General features: G+C 71.6%; 14 protein-coding genes. 9 read left to right on the forward strand and 5 right to left on the reverse strand.

Annotated features, from left to right (window positions below):
• The first annotated feature begins 1 nt into the window (after position 1).
• The 8 genes from bcsZ to CFB52_RS06905 are packed head-to-tail and all read left to right on the forward strand — an operon-like array spanning position 2 to position 12412.
• Positions 2–1231: a cellulose synthase complex periplasmic endoglucanase BcsZ gene (gene bcsZ / locus CFB52_RS06870; protein ID WP_059573793.1), complete on the forward strand. Its 1230-nt coding sequence runs from the start codon at positions 2–4 to the stop codon at positions 1229–1231.
• Complete coding sequence (locus CFB52_RS06875; RefSeq protein WP_089464971.1) at positions 1216–5112, forward strand: cellulose synthase subunit BcsC-related outer membrane protein; 3897 nt, start codon at positions 1216–1218, stop codon at positions 5110–5112. Before bcsZ ends, CFB52_RS06875 begins: the two co-directional genes overlap by 16 nt.
• 8 nt (positions 5113–5120) lie before the next feature.
• A complete protein-coding gene (gene bcsE / locus CFB52_RS06880; protein ID WP_099316301.1) occupies positions 5121–7097 on the forward strand; it encodes a cellulose biosynthesis protein BcsE in 1977 nt (658 codons plus the stop codon).
• Positions 7094–7339, forward strand: a complete 246-nt coding sequence (locus CFB52_RS06885; protein WP_059573791.1) for a hypothetical protein — start codon at positions 7094–7096, stop codon at positions 7337–7339. Before bcsE ends, CFB52_RS06885 begins: the two co-directional genes overlap by 4 nt.
• Positions 7336–8115: a cellulose biosynthesis protein BcsQ gene (bcsQ, locus tag CFB52_RS06890; RefSeq protein WP_059573790.1), complete on the forward strand. Its 780-nt coding sequence runs from the start codon at positions 7336–7338 to the stop codon at positions 8113–8115. The genes CFB52_RS06885 and bcsQ overlap by 4 nt, the downstream gene beginning before the upstream one ends.
• Positions 8112–10649 carry a UDP-forming cellulose synthase catalytic subunit gene (gene bcsA, locus CFB52_RS06895; RefSeq protein WP_099316302.1) on the forward strand — a complete coding sequence of 846 codons (2538 nt, stop codon included), beginning with the start codon at positions 8112–8114 and terminating at the stop codon, positions 10647–10649. Before bcsQ ends, bcsA begins: the two co-directional genes overlap by 4 nt.
• A gap of 27 nt (positions 10650–10676) precedes the next feature.
• Positions 10677–12233: a cellulose biosynthesis protein BcsG gene (bcsG, locus tag CFB52_RS06900; protein ID WP_059573788.1), complete on the forward strand. Its 1557-nt coding sequence runs from the start codon at positions 10677–10679 to the stop codon at positions 12231–12233.
• Complete coding sequence (locus CFB52_RS06905) at positions 12215–12412, forward strand: hypothetical protein (protein ID WP_059573787.1); 198 nt, start codon at positions 12215–12217, stop codon at positions 12410–12412. The genes bcsG and CFB52_RS06905 overlap by 19 nt, the downstream gene beginning before the upstream one ends.
• 55 nt (positions 12413–12467) lie before the next feature.
• Here CFB52_RS06905 and CFB52_RS06910 read toward each other — a convergent pair whose 3' ends face one another.
• Genes CFB52_RS06910 through CFB52_RS06925 form a run of 4 tightly spaced genes read right to left on the reverse strand, consistent with a single transcriptional unit; the run spans position 12468 to position 15699 of the window.
• Entirely contained in the window at positions 12468–13352 is an 885-nt protein-coding gene (locus CFB52_RS06910) for a pirin family protein (RefSeq protein ID WP_099316303.1), read from the reverse strand.
• A gap of 31 nt (positions 13353–13383) precedes the next feature.
• Positions 13384–13776 (reverse strand): OsmC family protein, encoded by a 393-nt coding sequence (locus CFB52_RS06915; RefSeq protein WP_059573785.1) that lies wholly within the window; start codon positions 13774–13776, stop codon positions 13384–13386.
• 56 nt (positions 13777–13832) lie between these two features.
• The gene (locus tag CFB52_RS06920; RefSeq protein WP_099316304.1) at positions 13833–15413 is read right to left on the reverse strand and encodes a sodium:proton antiporter; all 1581 of its coding nucleotides are present in this window, start codon (positions 15411–15413) and stop codon (positions 13833–13835) included.
• Positions 15414–15438: 25 nt separating this feature from the next.
• Positions 15439–15699, reverse strand: coding sequence for a DUF1427 family protein (locus CFB52_RS06925; protein WP_059573783.1), 261 nt, complete (start codon positions 15697–15699; stop codon positions 15439–15441).
• Positions 15700–15976: 277 nt separating this feature from the next.
• On the opposite strand from CFB52_RS06925, the gene CFB52_RS06930 reads away from it, so the two are divergent.
• A complete protein-coding gene (locus tag CFB52_RS06930) occupies positions 15977–16663 on the forward strand; it encodes a hydrolase (protein ID WP_059573782.1) in 687 nt (228 codons plus the stop codon).
• Positions 16664–16726: 63 nt separating this feature from the next.
• Here the strand turns inward: CFB52_RS06930 and CFB52_RS06935 are convergent, their stop codons facing one another.
• Positions 16727–17650, reverse strand: a complete 924-nt coding sequence (locus tag CFB52_RS06935) for a LysR family transcriptional regulator (RefSeq protein WP_059573781.1) — start codon at positions 17648–17650, stop codon at positions 16727–16729.
• Positions 17651–17747 lie beyond the last annotated feature (97 nt).

A 17747-nucleotide genomic window follows, 5' to 3' on the forward strand; every position in this document is an offset into this window, starting at 1 on the left:
GATGGCGCGGGCAATGACGAAGCGACGGGCGACGCAGCCGGCGCGGCGTGTCGGCGCGACGCTCGCGCTGGCGGTGGCGGTGACGTGCGCGGCGGCCGGCATGGCCATGCACGCGCGGGCCGCGCCGGCCAGTGCAGCCGATGCCGCCGCCGCGGGATGCAGCGCCGCGTGGCCGCGCTGGGACGCGTTCAAGCGCGATTTCATCTCGGCCGACGGCCGCGTGATCGACGTCGGCTCGGCCGATTCGCGCACGGTATCGGAGGGGCAGGCGTATGGGCTGTTCTTCGCGCTGGTCGCGAACGACCGGCGCATGTTCGACACGATCCTCGCGTGGACCGAGAACAATCTCGCGCAGGGCGACCTGAGCGCCCGCTTGCCGGCGTGGCTGTGGGGCCGCGCGCCCGACGGCGCATGGCGCGTGCTGGACGCGAACGCGGCGTCGGACGCCGACCTGTGGATCGCCTATGCGCTCGTCGAGGCCGGGCGGCTGTGGCGCGAGCGCAGCTATACGGCGCGCGGCGCGCTGCTCGCGAAGCGCGTGCTCGACGACGAGACGGCGACCGTGCCGGGCCTCGGCCTCACGCTGCTGCCGGGGCCGACCGGGTTCAAGCTGGCCAACGGCCAATGGCGCGTGAATCCGAGCTATTCGCCGCCGCAGGTGATTCGCGCGCTCGGCGCGCGGCTGCCCGACGACCGTCGCTGGGCCGCGCTCGCATCCAGCACCGCTCGCGTGCTGCTCGACACCGCGCCGAAGGGCTTCTCGCCCGACTGGGCGCTGTATCGCGCGGGCAAGGGGTTCGGGCCCGATCCGGACACGCACGCGGAGAGCGCGTACAACGCGATCCGCGTGTACCTGTGGGCCGGCATGCTCGACCGCGCCGATCCGCTCGCCGCGCCGCTGCTCGCGAAGTTCGCGCCGTTTGCCGACCATATCGCCGCGCATGGCGCGCCGCCGGAGAAGGTCGATACGACGACGGGCGTCGCGGGCCCGAACGACGGCAACGGCGGCTTCTCCGCGGCGGCCGTGCCGTTCCTCGACGCGCGCGGCCAGCACGCGCTCGCGGATGCGCAGGCGGCGCGCGTCGAGACGCTCGCGCGCCAGTCGGCGCCCGGCTATTACTCCAGCGTGCTGACGCTGTTCGGGCTCGGCTGGCGCGACGGCCGCTACCGGTTCGAAGCGGACGGCACGCTCGACACCCGTTGGGGAGGCCGTTCGTGCGCCGCCCGTTGAAGCGCGCCGCGCCGCACGTCGCGGGATTCGCGTGGCTCGCGTCGTCGGTGTGCGCGGCGGCGCCGGGCGCCGCGGCGGCGACCCCCGCGGCACCGGCGACCGCGGCTGCCGGCGATGCGCGGCGCGAGCTCGACACCGCGCGGATGTGGGGCATCAAGCATCGCGACGATCTCGCGCGCGATGCGCTGCGCAAGGGCCTGCTGATCGCGCCGGGAGACACCGAGCTGCTGGCCGAACAGGTGCGCGTGCTGCTGCGGCTCGGCGACGCGAAAGGCGCGCAGGCGTCGCTGGCGCGGCTGCAGGCGCAGTCGCCGAATGCGCCGGCCACGCGGCGGGTGGCCGACGAATACCGCGTCGCGACGAGCGCGCGCGGCGAGATGGCGCAGATCCGGCTGCTCGCGCGCAGCGGCCGCGCCGACGAGGCGGCCCGGCGGATCGTCGCGCTGTTTCCGAACGGCGCGCCGTCGGGTGCGCTCGGCGCCGAGTATTACCAGATCGTGTCGAATGCGCCGGGCGGGCGCGAGCCGGCGATCGCCGCGCTGCGCCGCGCGATCGCCGCCGATCCGCGCGACACGAGCGCGTCGATCGCGCTCGCGCGGCTGTTGAACCAGCGCGACGACACGCGCGCGGAAGCGAACCGGATCGCGTCGTCGCTCGCGACGCGCGCCGACGCGGACCATACGGAAGCGATGGCGCTGTGGCGGCGCGTGCTGCAGTCGGCCGGCAGCGATCCCGCGTATCTCGATGCGCTGCACGCGTATCTCGCGCTCGCGCCGGACGATACCGAATTCCGCGATCGCGCGGCCGGCCTCGATCGGCAGCGCGATGCGCAGCGCCGGCTCGAGCGCGATCCCGACTACATCGCGCAGCAGCGCGGGCTGCAGGCGCTGGCGCGCGGCGACCTGGCCGCCGCCGACCCGCTGCTCGCGCGCGCCGCGCGGGCGCGGGCGGACGACGCCGATGCGCTGGGCGGGCTCGGCCTGCTGCGCCTGCGCGAAGGGCGGCATGACGAAGCGCGCGCGCTGTTCGCACGGGCCGCGACGCGTGCGACCGACCAGCGCGGCAAATGGCAAGGCCTCGCGCGTACCGCGCAGTTCTGGGGGCTGCTCGCCCAGGGCCGCGAGGCGGCCAGTGCGGGCCGCCCGCGCGATGCCGAGCGCGCCGCGCGCGCGGCGCTCGCGATGCAGCCGGACAACCCGGACGCGAAGCTTCAGCTTGCCGATGCGCTGCTCGCGCAGCGCGACTGGGCGCAGGCGGAGCCATTGCTGCGCGGTTTGCTCGCCGCGCGCTCGCCGAGCGTGTCCGCCGTGCGCGACACGGCCACGCTGTATGAAAACACCGGCCGCGCGGACCGGATCGGCCCGTTGCTCGACGCGCTGCAAGGGCGTGTGACGGGCGCCGACGATCGGCGCGCGCTCGACGGCCTGCGCGGCGACCTGCTCGCGAAGGAAGCGCGCGCGCTGGCCGACAAGGGGGCACGCGGGCCGGCCGCGCAACGCTACGAGGCGGCCGTGCGCGCGACGCCCGACGCGCCGTGGACGCGCTTCGCGCTCGCGCGCCTTTATCGCGACATGGGGCTGCCGCAGCTCGGCCGCACGGTGATGGACGACGGGCTCGCGCTGAGCGATACGCCCGAGATGCGCTACGCGAACGCGCTGTATCGCAACTCGCTCGACGATGTCGCGGGCGCGCAGGCCGCACTGGCGCCGGTCGACGATGCGCACCGTTCGGACGGGATGCGTGCGCTCGCGCGCAAGCTCGATGCCGAAAATGCGCTCGCCGACGCGCGCGGCGCGCATGCACGCGGCGACCGCGCGGCATTCGCCGCCACGCTCGCGCACGCGCAGGCGAGCGCGCCGGACGATCCCGACATGCTCGCCGCGATCGGCGCGCAGTGGATCGACGCGGGCGAACCCGAGCGCGGCCTCGCGCCGCTCCACGACTGGATCGCCGCGCATCCGCGCGAAGCCGATGCGGACGTGCGCCTGCGCTACGGCGACCTGCTCGGCCGCGCGGGGCGCGACGACGCGCTCGCCGCGTGGCTCGACACGCTGCGCCGCGACCCGGCGCTGACGCCCGCGCAGACGGCGCGACTGGAGGACCAGTCGCTGCGGCTCGTGCTGCGGCAGACCGACGACGCGATCGCGCGACAGGACTATGCGCAGGCGCGCACGCTGCTCGATCGCGCGAGCCCGGCCGGCCGCGCGGACAAGCGCCATGCGCTCGAACTCGCCGATCTCGAACGCGCGCAGGGGCATTACGATGCGGCGCGCGAGGCGCTCGCGCCGGTCGTGGCGCGCACGCCCGACGATGCCGATACGCAGCTCGCGCTCGCCCGGATCGACGAGGACAGCGGCAACCGTGCGGCCGCCCGCGAGCGCGTGCAGGCGGTGCTGGCGCGCACGCCGGACGACGACGTCGACACGCAGTTGTCGGCCGTGCGGCGCCTGAACGCGCTGCGCCGGCCGGACGAAGCCGCGCAGGTGACCGGGCGGCTGCAGGCCGCATATCCGGCGCGCGCCGACGTGACGGTCGCGGCCGGCCGCGTGGCCGAGGCGCAGGGCCGCTACGACGACGCGGCGTCGCTGTACCGGCTGTCGCAGTCGCAGGAGCGCGCGACGGGGGTAGGCCCGGGCCGCGACGGGCTGACACCCGCGCAGGCCGCGTTCGCGGAGCTGGCGCAGCGGCGCAATCCCGAGATCGAGACCGGCTGGATACCCGCGTACAAATCGGGCGACGAAGGCATCTCGTCGTATCGCGCGCAGCAGGTGCCGATCTACATGCAGATGCCGGTCCGCTACGACGGGCACGTATTCGCGCAGATCGACACCGTGCATCTCGACCCGGGCACGCTCGATACGAGCGACCCGAACGCGTATTCGCTGAAGACGTTCGGCACGTACGCGGGGCTCAGGGCGCCGAACGGGCTGCCGCCGCCGTTCCAGCCGAATCCGCAGGCTGCCGCGCTGCTCGCGAATCCGTCGGGTTCGCTGCACCAGTCGGTGACGGGCGTCGCGCTCGGTGCCGGTTACCTGTCCGATGCATGGCGCTTCGATCTCGGCACGTCGCCGCTCGGCTTCCCCGTGCACTACCTCGTCGGCGGCGTGCGTTATCGCTTCGACGCAGGCCCCGCGAGCTTCTCCGTGAATGCGTCGCGCCGGCCGGAAACGAGCAGCGTGCTGTCGTACGCGGGGATGCGCGACCCGTGGACGGGCGCGGTGTGGGGCGGCGTGCGCCGCGACGGCGTGAACCTGCGCGCGTCGGTCGACGTCGGCCGCACGAACCTGTTCGCGGAACTCGGCGCGGGCGTGCTGTCCGGCCGCAACGTCGAACGCAATGCGGAAGTCACGCTGCGCACCGGCTTCACGGTGCCCGTGTACGAGCGCGCGACGATGAAGGTCAGCACCGGGCTCGTCGGCAATGCGTGGCACTACGCGCAGAACCTGCGTTACTACACGTACGGGCAGGGCGGTTACTACAGCCCGCAGCGCTACCTGTCGCTCGGCGTGCCGATCGAATGGGCGGGGCGGCACGATGCGCTGTCGTGGGACCTGACCGTCACGGGCGGGATCTCGAACAGCTACGAGAAGGATTCGCTGTATTACCCGACGCTCTCCGGACAGCGGGCCGCGCAGGTGGCGGCCGGGTTCGTGTACGCGGGCAGTTCGACGCGCGGCGTGTCGTTCTCGTACGGCGTGAACGGCATCGTCGAGTATCGCGTGAACCCGCACCTGAGCGTCGGCGCGCAGTTGCACATCGACCGGTCGCACGACTATGCGCCGAGCTCGGCGCTCGTCTACCTGCGCTATGCGTTCGATGCGCGCGCGCCGCGCAGCTGGCTCGTGACACCCACGCCCGTGCGGCTTTATTCGGATTACTAGGGGAACGCGTGACTACGGAATTCGATGCTACCCGCCTCGCGCCCGGCGCCACCGGCCTGGTCGATCGCGTGCGCGCGCTGTTGCGCATGGGGCCGGCGGGCGGCCGTGCCGGCGCATCGAGCCGGCTCGCGATCGACGGCCTGCCCGACGCCTGGACGCAACTGGACGCCGGCGGCCTTTACGCGATCTACGCGGCCGGCGGCACGCCGGGGTGCGACGCGCTCGTGTGGGAAAGCGCGCGGCAGGCGCGCACACGCGACGTCACGATCGTGCTGGCGCGCGATCCGTCGAGCGTCGCCGCGCAGATGGCATCGCTCGGCTTCGCGGGCGGCGCGCAGCCGGCCGGCTGGCCGCGCAACCTGAACGTGCTGGCGATGCCGCCGGCGGCCGAGTCGGCCGACGCCGGCGCCGGCGCCGATGCCGGCGTGGCCGGCAGCGCGTCGGGCCGCGCGGCGCCCGGCCCGTTCGCGCGGCTGACGGGCGGCTTGCGCGCGATGAAGCGCTACGGGCTGCATGCCCGGTCGCTGTATTTCGTCGAAGGCGCGCAGCGCTGGTTCAGCTGGGACGATCCGGTCGCGCTCGCGGAGGAAGCGCACGCGCTGGCCGGCTGGTGCCGCACCCGCCGGATCGCGCTCGTGCTGCTGCTCGACCCGGAAGCGGCCCGGGCAGGCGGCGACACGCGTGCCGACGATGCGCCGCTCGTGCGCGATGCGCAGCGCGCGCCGCGCAGCGCCTTCCACGGAATCTGCTCGGGTGTCGCGCAGTTGCAGCGCACGCACGGCGAATTGCTGTGGGTCGTCGATTTCTGGCGCGCGGGCGACACGCTCGCGGCCGGCGAGGTGCGGCCGCTGCGTTTCGCGCCCGGCGGCCGGTTGACCGCCAGCGTCGATGGCGGCGCGACCGAACCGGCGCACCGGATGAAGCTCGCGAGCGACGAGGATCGCGTGGTGGTCAGCCGCGCGGTGCTCGACGGCGCGAGCCGCGTGCCGGACGGCTGGGAGATCGTCGACGACAACGCGGCCGTCGTCGCCGCGTGCGCGAACGCACAGGCCGCGACCGCGGTGCTGGTGTTCCGCTCGCATGCGCAGCTCGAAGCGCTGTGCGCGGACGTGCATACGTTGCGCCGGCAGTGCGGCGGCGCGCTGAAGATCGCGGTCGTCGAGCGCGGCGAGGTGCTGCGCCAGCAGTTCGAGATGCTCGTGCTGAGCGTCGGCGCGAACCGCGTCGTCGCGCGCGACCTGCCCGTGTCGCGGATGCAGGCCGCCGTGCACGCGCTGCACGGCCAGCTCTACGCGCGTCCCGTCGCGGCCGACTATCGCGCGGCGCTCGCGGCCGCGCTCGGCGATTCGGTGCTCGGCTACCTGCCGGTCGGCGCGTTCTGCCAGCGGATTCGCGCGGTGCTCGATCGCGGCGCGGTGCTCGCGCTGCCGCATACGCTCGCGAAGCTCACGCTGCTGCCGGGCGTGTCGCACGTCGACGCGTTGCGGCATTGCCGGCCGCGTCGCGCGGGCGACGTCGTGACGGCCGATGCCGGGCACCTGTTCGTGTTCCTGTTCGCGTGCGAGCCGGTTGATGCCGAAGACGCGCTCGCGCGGATCTTCGACGTGCCGGTCGATACGCTGTCCGACCGCGTCGTGTGCCTCGGGCAGGGCAGCATCGACACCGAGCTCGACGCGCTGAAGGCCGAGAACCGGCGCGCGCCGATCGCCGATTACAGCGACCTGTTCGCGGCGGCGCGGCCGCCGGGCGCCGCGCGCGCAGCGGCCACGCCCGTCGCGCCCGGCGCGGCATTGCCCGACGCGAGCGAGGTGAGCGACGCGATCGATGCGATCGATACCGTCGTCGCGCTCGACGCGATCGGCGTGCCGCAGGCGTCCGCGCCCGCTGCCGCCGACGCCGCGGCGCCGGACCCCGTCATTCCCGTCGTGCGTGCGCGCGGCGCCATTCGCAGCGCGATGCCGCTGCGCAAGCAGGAGGACGCATGATCGCCGAACTCGTCATCGGCTTCATCGTCGGTATCGTGATCGCGGTGCCGGTGTGGATCGTCGCGCAGCACCTCGGCATCGGCCGCGGCTTTCATGCACCGCGCGGCATCGACCGGCGCGACGCGGTGCCGTGCGAACTCGTGCCCGTCGCGCTGCGCGGCCGCCTGCTGCCGGGCGCGGGCGGCGACGAAGGCGATGAAGGCGACCAGTGCGGCACGCGCGACAGCAAGGCGGCACGATGAAGACGATCGCCCTCACGTCGACGACGGGCGGCGCGGGCCGCACGACGCTCGCCGCCGCGCTCGCGGTGCTGCTCGCACGCCGCGGCCGGCCGGTCGTCGCCGTCGAATTCGATGCACAGAACCTGATGGGCGCGACGCTCGGCCTCGATACGCTGGCCGAACACGGTCTCGCGCACGGCCTGCTGGGCGGCGCCGAACCGTGGCACACGCATACGTGGGGCAACGCCGACGGCGTGCTGTTCGTGCCGTACGGGCAGGTCGACGCGGCCGGCGCGGCCGCGTGCGATGCGCGGCTCGTGGCCGATCCGGCGTGGCTCGCGCGCGCGCTCCACGAGATCGCGCTGCCGGCCGACGGCGTCGTGCTGATCGACACCGCCCGCTATCCGTCGCCGCAGGCCGAGCAGGCGATCCGGTGCGCGGACCTGACGCTCGTCGTCGTGCCGCCGGAGCCGGTCGCCTGCGCGACGACGGCCGCGCGGCTCGGCGCGCTGCGGGCCGGCGGCGGCGACCTGCGGATCGTCGTGAACCGGCTGAACCCGGCGCGCGACATGCAGCGCGACGCGCTGGCGATGCTGCGCGCGGTCGCGGGGCCGGCGTCGATGCTCGAGCAGCGCATTCACGTCGACGCGGCCGTGCCCGAAGCGCTCGCGCGCGGCAGCTGGATCTTCGACGACGCGCCGTATTCGCAGGCGTCGCACGACCTGAACGGCGTCGCGAACTGGGTCGATACGTGGCTGAAGGCGGTCGTCGCCGGCCGCGCGGGAGCCATGCGATGAAGGCCGCGTTCGCGTCGCGACTGCGCGCGCTCGGCCGTCGAGCGGCCGACTGGTGCGCGCGCGGCATCGGGCTGCCGGCGCAACGCACGCGGCTGGACTGGTTCGTGCGGCTGTTCTTCCACGCGCCGCCGGCCGGGCGGCCCGATCATGTGCGCCGCTGGGTGCGCGTCGCGTTCCTGCAGCTCGCGCACGACTGGGGCGTGCTGCAGCCGCTCAGCGTGCGCGAATGGCTGTGGCGCGCGGTCGTGCGCGCGCCGCGCGCGGCCGACGGCCGGCCCGCGCGCGATCCGCTCGCGTGGTTCGACAGGTTCGTGGTGCCCGTCTACGTGGCCGGGCGCGCGGTCGGCCGGCGCATCAACGCGATGCTCGAACGTCTGCCGTGGGCGCGCTGGGGCGGCTGGCTCGATGCGCGCGCGAACGGCGTCGGCCGGCGCCGCTGGCTCGCGCCGCTGCTGCTCGTGGCCGGCGCGGTGCTGTGGGCCGCGGCCGGGATGTCGCCGCTGATGCCCTGCGCGCAGTTCGCGTTCTTCGCGATCGTCGCGGTGCTCGCGCTCGCGCTGCGCCGCCTGCCGGGCCATCTGCCGACCCTCGCGCTCGCGTCGCTCGCGCTGCTCGCGGCCGTGCGCTACGTATGGTGGCGCACGACGCAGACGCTCGATTTCCGCAGCCCGATCGAGGCCGTCGCCGGCTACCTGCTGTATGGCGCCGAAGCCTATACGTGGATGATCCTGCTGCTCGGCTTCGTGCAGACCGCATGGCCGCTCGACCGGCCGATCGTGCCGCTGCCCGACGATCCGGACACCTGGCCGAGCGTCGACGTCTATATCCCGACCTACAACGAACCGCTGTCGGTCGTGAAGCCGACCGTGTTCGCCGCGCAGAGCATCGACTGGCCCGCCGCGAAGCTGCGCGTGTACCTGCTCGACGACGGCCGGCGCCCGGAATTCGCGGCATTCGCGGCCGAGGCCGGCATCGACTACCTGACGCGCGACGACAATCTCCACGCGAAGGCCGGCAACATCAACCGCGCGTTGCCGAAGACGCACGGCGAGTACATCGCGATCTTCGACTGCGATCACGTGCCGACGCGCTCGTTCCTGCAGACGACGATGGGCGTGTTCCTGCGCGACCCGAAGTGCGCGCTCGTGCAGACGCCGCACCATTTCTTCTCGCCCGATCCGTTCGAGCGCAACCTCGGCACGTTCCGCGAGGTGCCGAACGAGGGCAACCTGTTCTACGGCCTCGTGCAGTCGGGCAACGACCTGTGGAACGCGACGTTCTTCTGCGGATCGTGCGCGGTGCTCAAGCGCAGCGCGCTGGAGGAGGTCGGCGGCGTCGCGGTCGAAACCGTGACCGAGGATGCGCACACGGCGCTCAAGCTGCATCGGCGCGGCTATACGTCGGCGTACCTGCCGACCGTGCAGGCGGCCGGCCTCGCGACCGAAAGCCTCGCCGGCCACGTGAAGCAGCGCACGCGCTGGGCGCGCGGGATGGCGCAGATCTTCCGCATCGACAACCCGTTCCTCGGGCGCGGGCTCGGCTTCATCCAGCGGATCTGCTACGGCAACGCGATGCTGCACTTCTTCTACGGGATTCCGCGCCTGGTATTCCTGACGATCCCGCTCGCGTACCTGTTCTTCCACCTGTACTTCATCAACGCGTCGTCGCTCGCGCTCGCGAGCTACGTGATCCCGTACCTCGTGCTCGCGAACATCGCGAACTCGCGGATGCAGGGGCGCTACCGGCATTCGTTCTGGGCCGAGGTCTACGAATCGGTGCTCGCGTGGTACATCGCGCTGCCGACCACCGTCGCGTTCTTCAGCCCGAAGCACGGCAAGTTCAACGTGACCGACAAGGGCGGCAAGATCGACGAAGGCTACGTCGACTGGTCGACGTCGAAGCCGTATCTCGTGCTGTTCGCGCTGAACGTGCTCGCGATCGTCGCCGGCCTGTGGCGGCTCGTGGCCGACCAGGGCGACGAGGCGTCGACGATCCTGATCACGCTCGGCTGGACCGTGTACAACCTCGCGATGCTCGGCGCGGCGCTGGCCGTCGCGCGCGAGACGAAGCAGGTGCGCGTCACGCACCGGATCGCGATGCGCGTGCCCGCGATGCTGCTGCTCGCCGACGGCTCGACCGCCGCGTGCTTCACGAGCGACTACTCGACCGGCGGCCTCGGTCTTGAAGCCGTGCCGGGGCTGCCGCTCGCGGTCGGCGACACGCTGACGGTGTGCGTGACGCGCGGCGACCGCGCGTTCCCGTTCCCGGTGCGCGTGACCCGTGTGACGCCGACCCACGTCGGCGTGAGCTTCGAGGCGCTGACGCTCGAACAGGAGCGTCAGCTCGTGCAATGCACGTTCGGCCGCGCGGATGCGTGGCTCGACTGGCACGAAGGCGCGCGGCCCGACACGCCGCTCGGCGGGCTCAAGGAAGTGCTGCGGATCGGGTTGGACGGTTACGTACGAATGTGGAAGGGTGCGGCGCGCGGCGTGCAGGCCATGCTCGCGCCGAAACTCGATCGCGCGCGCGACTGACGCGGCGCGCATCATGGAGTGGGTTAGATGACGTTCTGGAATCTGTATTTCATCCTGAAGTTCGCGCTGTTCGCGACCGGGCGCCTGCAGCCGTTCTGGCTCGCGAACCTCGCGTTCGCGGTGGCGCTGGTGGCGAGCGCGCCGATCCGGTCGCGCGCATGGCGCATCGTCCGGCAGGTCGTGGCGATCGCGATCGCGGTGCCGCTGCTCGCGCGCGAGCTGCATGCGCCGCCGCTCGCCCGTCTCGCGGAGGCCGCGCGCGAAGTCAGCACGTTCCGGCTCGACTACTGGATGGAGCTGCTGCCGCGCCTGTTGCCGCCCGTGCTCGCGCTGACGATCGTCGGCGTGCTGATCGTCTATTTCATCGTCAATCGCTGGCTGCGCGTCGCGACGTTCGTGGTGGCCGTGCTCGTTGTCATGCCGTTGTGGCAGGCCGGCAGCGGGCTGATGGCGCGCGTCGTCGCGCCGGCCCAGCCGCAGGCGAACGCGGCGGGCGCCACGCGCGTCGACGCGCCCGAGGATCACAACGCGGCGCTCGCGACGTTCCGCGCGCAGGAATCGCAGCGCCAGGTCGCGTTCGGTCATCTCGGCAGCGACCCGGCCGCGCAGTTCGACGTGATCGTGCTGCACGTCTGCTCGCTGTCGTGGGACGACCTCGATGCGGCGAAGGTGCGCAACCATCCGATGCTGAGCCACTTCGACTACCTGTTCACGAACTTCAGCACGGCCGCGAGCTACAGCGGCCCGGCGGCGATCCGCGTGCTGCGCGCGAGCTGCGGGCAGGAGGCGCATGCGGACCTGTACAAACCCGCGCCGCAGCAGTGCCACCTGTTCTCGCAACTGGCGGGCGCCGGCTACACGGTGCAGTCGCTGCTGAACCACGACGGCCATTTCGACAACTTCCTGCAGGTGATCCACGACAACATCGGCGTGGCCGATGCGCCGATGATCTCGAACGCGGCCGCGCCCGTCGCGATGCACGCGTTCGACGGCTCGGGGATCAAGGACGACTATGCGACGCTCGCGAACTGGTACGCGCAGCGCGCGTCGGTGCCGGGGCCGGTCGCGCTGTACTACAACACGATCAGCCTGCACGACGGCAACCGCGTCGTCGGCAGCGCGCTGACGAGCATCGACTCGTATCCGCAGCGCGCGACGAAACTGATGACCGACTTCGACCGTCTCGCCGACCTGATCGCGCAATCGGGCCGCCGCGCGGTGATCGTGTTCGTGCCCGAGCACGGCGCCGCGTTGCGCGGCGACAAGAACCAGATCGCGGGGCTGCGCGAGATTCCGACGCCGCGCATCGTGCACGGGCCGGTCGGTGTGCGGCTCGTCGGCTTCGCCGGCAACCACGGCGCGACGACCGTGATCGAGCAGCCGACCAGCTTCCTCGCGCTCGCGCAGTTGCTGTCGAACCTCGTGTCGAACAGCCCGTTCAAGCCGGGCGCGACGCTTGCGCAATACGCGGCCGATTTGCCGCGCACGCGGATGATCGGCGAGAACGAGGGCACGGTGACGATGCAGACGGCCGCGGGTTACGCGGTGAAAACTCCGGATGGCGTATGGATCGACGAACAGTGACGATTACCGGCGAAGGCGACGACGATCGCCTGTCGCAACCGAACGACGTGATCGGTCTCGCGCGGCATCTGCCCGCGCTCGATCCCGAGCGCTACGTCGACGAGCAGGCGCGCCGCGCGTTCGACGCGTCACTCGATCGCTGGCCGGTGCTCGCGAAGCTGATGGGGCTGAAGCGGTAAACGCGCGACGGCCGGCATGATGGCCGGCCGTCGTCGCCTTGTCGGGGCAGGCTGCCTACTGCGCTTTGCGTTCCGGCTGCCGCGTCCATTCGTTTTCTTCGCCCGGCACCTTGCCGAAGGTCTGATCGGCCCACGCGGCCCGCGCCGCGTCGATCTTCGCGCGTTCGCTCGACACGAAATTCCATTCGATGAATCGCTCGCCCGGCAGGTGCGCACCGCCGAGCAACATCACGCGTGCGCCGTGCGCGCTCGCGAGCGCCACGGTCGCGCCCGGTTCGAGCACGGCCATCGTCGCGGCGTTGAGCGGCGTGCCGTCGATCGACAGGTCGCCGTCGACCAGATACACGCCGCGTTCCTCATGTTCGGCGTCGAGCGCGAGCGTGCCGCCTGACGCGAACTCCGCAACCGCATAGAGCGTCGGCGAGAATACGGCGACCGGCGACACGAGCCCGAACGCGGTGCCCGCGATCACGCGCACGGTCACGCCGTCGCGCGTGAACGACGGCAGCGTGTCGGCCGCATGGTGAACGAACGCGGGCGCGGTGTCTTCATGCTCGACCGGCAGCGCGACCCAGGTCTGGATTCCGTGCACCGGCTGCTCGCGCGGCCGATCCTCGTCGGGCGAGCGTTCCGAATGCACGATGCCGCGGCCGGCGGTCATCCAGTTCACGTCGCCCGGCACGATCTTCTGCCGGAAGCCAAGGCTGTCGTGATGCATCAGCGAGCCGTCGAACAGGTAGGTGACGGTCGCGAGCCCGATGTGCGGATGCGGGAGCACGTCGATGCCGTGGCCGGCCGGCAGCACGGCCGGGCCCATCTCGTCGAAGAAGATGAACGGGCCGACGAGGCGCGCGGCGCGCGCGGGCAGCACGCGGCGCACGACGAGGTTGCCGATGTCGCTTTCGCGCGGCGTGAGCAGGGTCTTGATCGAGGCGGACATGACGGGAATCTCGTGACGGGGGCGGGAATACTCAAGCGATCGCCGTGTCGATCGCGATCGGGTGCGTGAGGATCTTGTGCACCGGGCATGCATTCGCGATCTGCAGCAGGCGTTCGCGCTGTTCGTCGGTCAGCTCGCCGTCGAGCGTGATGCGGCGCACGATCGTGCTGCCCGCGCTGCCCGATTCGTGCGCGAGCTTCACGTGCACTTCGTCGAGCGGCCAGCCTTTTCGTTGCGCATACATCTTCAGCGTGATCGCGGTGCACGCGCCAAGGCTCGACAGCAGCAGCGCGACGGGCGTCGGCGCCGTATCGCCGCCGCCGAGCGACGCGGGTTCGTCGGCGCGCCACTGGTGGACGCCGTCGGTGAAGTGGACGAGGTAATCGACCGGGCCGATGCTCGCTTCGACGGTGAGTTCGCTCATTGCAATTCCAGGTGGGGAAAGGGGCCGGGCCGGCCGGGCATGCCGCGGGCCGGACGTTACGGTTCGAGCAGGCGCTGCAGCCGCAGCTCCTCGAAATCCAGCTCCGATTCTATGCGGTGCAGCACCGCGTCGTCGACCCGGCCGTCGCGATGCAGGTCGAGCAGCGCGTCGCGCGACACGCCGACCAGCTCCAGCTCGACGCGCAGCATCCGCGCGCGCACGTCGGCGGGCGCCGCGCCGTCGCGGTGTGCGCGTTCGTTGAACGCGACGCGGTTGCGGTATTCGGTCAGCAGCCGGTCCAGCGATGCACGTTCGAGGCCGGCGCCGCGCTGCTCGCGCGCATCGAGTTCGGCGAGCGCCGCGCCGAACGTGTGCGCGCGCACCGCGTGCTCGGACATCGTGCGGCGCGCGGCCGGGCGCAGCTTCAGCACGCGGATCAGCGGCGCGAGCGTGCCGCCCTGCACGACGAGCGTCGCGATGATCAGCAGGAACGTGCTGAACAGGATCAGGTCGCGGCCGGGGAAATTGGCCGGCAGCGCGATCGCGGCCGCGAGGCTCACGACGCCGCGCATGCCCGACCAGCCGAGCACGACCGCTTCGCGCCACGACCACGCCGCGTGGCCCGCGCGCCGCGCGCGCAGGCGGCCCGGCAGCCACATCGCGACGAACACCCACATCATGCGCGCGCCGATCGCGGCGGCCGTCGCCGGCAGCGCGACCCGCAGGCCGGCCATCAGCACAGCGCCTTCGTGGTTCACGCCCGCGAGGATCGCGTGCAGCGCGAGGCCGATCAGGATGAACACGAGCGCGTCGAGCACGAACACGATCGCTTCCCACGTCGCCTTCGCCTTGATCCGCATGTCGGCGTCGAACACGCGATGCTGGCGCACGCCGAGCACGAGGCCGCAGGTGACGACCGACAGCACGCCCGAGCCGGCGACCGCTTCCGCGATTCCGTAGCTGCCCCATGCCATCGCGAAGGTCACGACGATGCCGAGCATCGGGTCGCGCAGGCGCGGCAGCACCCAGCACATCGCGTGGCCGCACGCGAGGCCGACCGCGATGCCGATCAGCGTGAGCGAGAAGAACAGGCCGGTGGCGCTCGCCGCCGTGATCGACACGGCGAGCGCGGCCGATACGGCCATCTGGTACAGCAGCAGGCCCGACGCGTCGTTGACGAGGCTTTCGCCTTCGAGCACCGCGACGAGCCGCGCGGGCAGCGGGTGGCGCTGCAGGATCGCCTTCGCGGCGACCGCGTCGGGCGGCGACACGATCGCGCCGAGCGTGAAGCACGCGGCCCACGGCAGTGCGGGATTCGCCGCATGCACGGCGAGCGCGACCGCGACGGTCGTGAAGGCCACGGCCCCGAGCGCGAGCGACGCGATCGATGCGAGCTCCTGCCGGAATTCCTTCCAGGCGGTGTAGAACCCGCTCGACATCAGGAGCGGCGGCAGCACGGCCGCGAGCAGCAGCGCCGGGTCCATGTCGGGCACGCGCTTGCCGGCGACGGCGACCGCGCAGCCGCCGAGCAGCAGCACGACGGCCGGCGGAATCGACACGCGTTCGGCGAGCCACGTGAGCGCGCCCGCGCCGCAGATCAACAGCAACAGGTAATGGAACAGCTCGACGTTGGTCATGCGCGGCCGGCGGCGATGGGGTGGATCAAGAAGGCTTGCGGTCGTTCGCGGCGCCGCCCGGCAGCGCGCCGAACATGTGCTGGCTGCACTGCGCGTCGCGCCATGCGGTGTTCAGCCGATGGCCGGACAGCATCCGGCGCGCGACGGGCAGGATCTGTTCGCCGGCCAGCATGCCGAGCAGGCCGAGAAGCGCGATGATCGGCGGCGCGGGCGAATTCACGCCGATCGCGCCGTAGATGACGCCGGCGAGGATGCCGGCGAGCAGCGAGAGGACATACGGTTTCATGGGGTGCGCCTCGTGAGGGCCGAGCGGCGCCGGAGCGGCGCCGTCAAAGTCTTGAGAGCGTATCGGGTTTGCGTGAAGAAAAAAAGGGCGGGCGGCCCGGAACGGCCATCCATTCGGGAATCGGATCGATTCCATTCCTTGGGTGTTCGTGCCGCGCGTTTGCGGCTTAAATGTTCGGGTCCGGATGACGACGATCCGGCGCCGATGCATTCCGGGCTCCTCCCGTTGTCACGGTCGAGGCAGGCCCCCCTTTTTCCGTTCACAGGACCCATCCGCCATGAGCAACCCGAAGCTTGAAGTACTGACGCCGCAGAACAGCCAGCTGATCTTCATCGACCAGCAGCCGCAGATGGCCTTCGGCGTGCAGTCGATCGATCGGCAGACGCTGAAGAACAACGTCGTCGGGCTCGCGAAGGCCGCGAAGGTCTTCAACATCCCGACCACGATCACGACGGTCGAAAGCGAGAGCTTCTCGGGCCACACCTATCCCGAGCTGCTCGACGTGTTCCCGAACCAGAAGACGCTCGAACGCACGTCGATGAACTCGTGGGACGACCAGAAGGTGCGCGACGCGCTGGCCGCGAACGGCCGCAAGAAGGTGGTCGTGTCGGGGCTGTGGACCGAAGTCTGCAATACGACGTTCGCGCTGTGCGCGATGCTCGAAGGCGACTACGAGATCTATATGGTCGCCGATGCATCGGGCGGCACGTCGCAGGCCGCGCACGATATCGCGATGCAGCGCATGGTGCAGGCCGGCGTGGTGCCGGTCACGTGGCAGCAGGTGCTGCTCGAATGGCAGCGCGACTGGGCGCGCCGCGACAGCTACGACGCGGTGATGGCGATCGCGAAGGAGCATTCTGGCGCATACGGGATGGGCGTGGACTACGCGTACACGATGCTCCACAAGGCGCCGCAGCGCACCGCGACGCCGCACGAGTCGATTCCGCCGGTGCCGGCGAAGTAACGGGCCGCCGGCCGCGATCGCCGCACGGGATGCGGCGATTGCCGGCCGTCGGCCGTCGCGCGTTCAGGCGGCGGGCAGCGCCCACGGCGCGTGCGAGAAATGGTCGGCGAGGAAATCGAGCAGTACCGTCACGCGTGCGGCGCGCAGCATGCCGGGCGGCGTGACGAGGTTCACGTTGATGTCCGCGATCTTCCAGTCGCTCATCACTTCCTCGAGCTCGCCGCGCTGCAATTCGTCCCATACCAGGAACTCGGGCTGCAGCGCGAGACCATGACCGCCGACGAGCGCGGGGAGGATCACGTCCGCGTTGTTCGTGCGAATGCGGCCGTGCACGTTCACACCGAAATCCTCGCCCGATGCCGGATGACGGAAGCGCCAGTGCTCGGGCGTCGGCAGGTTCGTGTACGTCAGGCATACGTGCTGTTCGATGTCGCGCGGATGCGTGGGACGGCCGCGCCGGTCGAGATACGCGGGCGACGCGACGAGCGGCCGGCGCACCGCGCAGAGGCGGCGCGAGCGCAGCGTCGAATCGCTGAGCTCGGCGATGCGGATCGCGACGTCGAAGCCGCCGGACACGATGTCGACGATGTGGTCGGTCAGCACGAGATCGATGTCGACGCGCGGATAGCGCTCGAGAAACGCGGGCAGCACCGGCGACAGGTGGCGCAGCCCGAACGACATCGGCGCATTCACGCGCACGAGGCCATGCGGCTCGAGCGCCTGCGCGGATGCTTCGTTTTCGATCAGTTCCGCATCGGCGAGCAGCCGGATCGCGCGGTCGCGCAGCAGTTCGCCGGTCGGCGTGAGCGACAGCCTGCGCGACGTGCGGTACAGCAGCATCGCGCCGAGGCGCTTTTCGAGGCGTGCGATCGCTTTCGATACGGTGGGTTGCGATACGCCGAGCGTTTCCGCGGCTTTTGCGAACGAACCGGTCTCCGCGACGCGCGCGAAGATGGCCCAGGCTTCGAGATCAGGAAGGTGTTGCATGGTCGGACGGGATGACGGGAAAGCGAAGGGGATGCGAGGGCGGCGAAGCATGCGGCCGATGCGATGCGGGTCATTCTAATCCGGCCGGGAGAAAAAT

The organism is Burkholderia sp. AU18528 (genome assembly GCF_002223215.2).
Lineage (GTDB): Bacteria > Pseudomonadota > Gammaproteobacteria > Burkholderiales > Burkholderiaceae > Burkholderia > Burkholderia semiarida.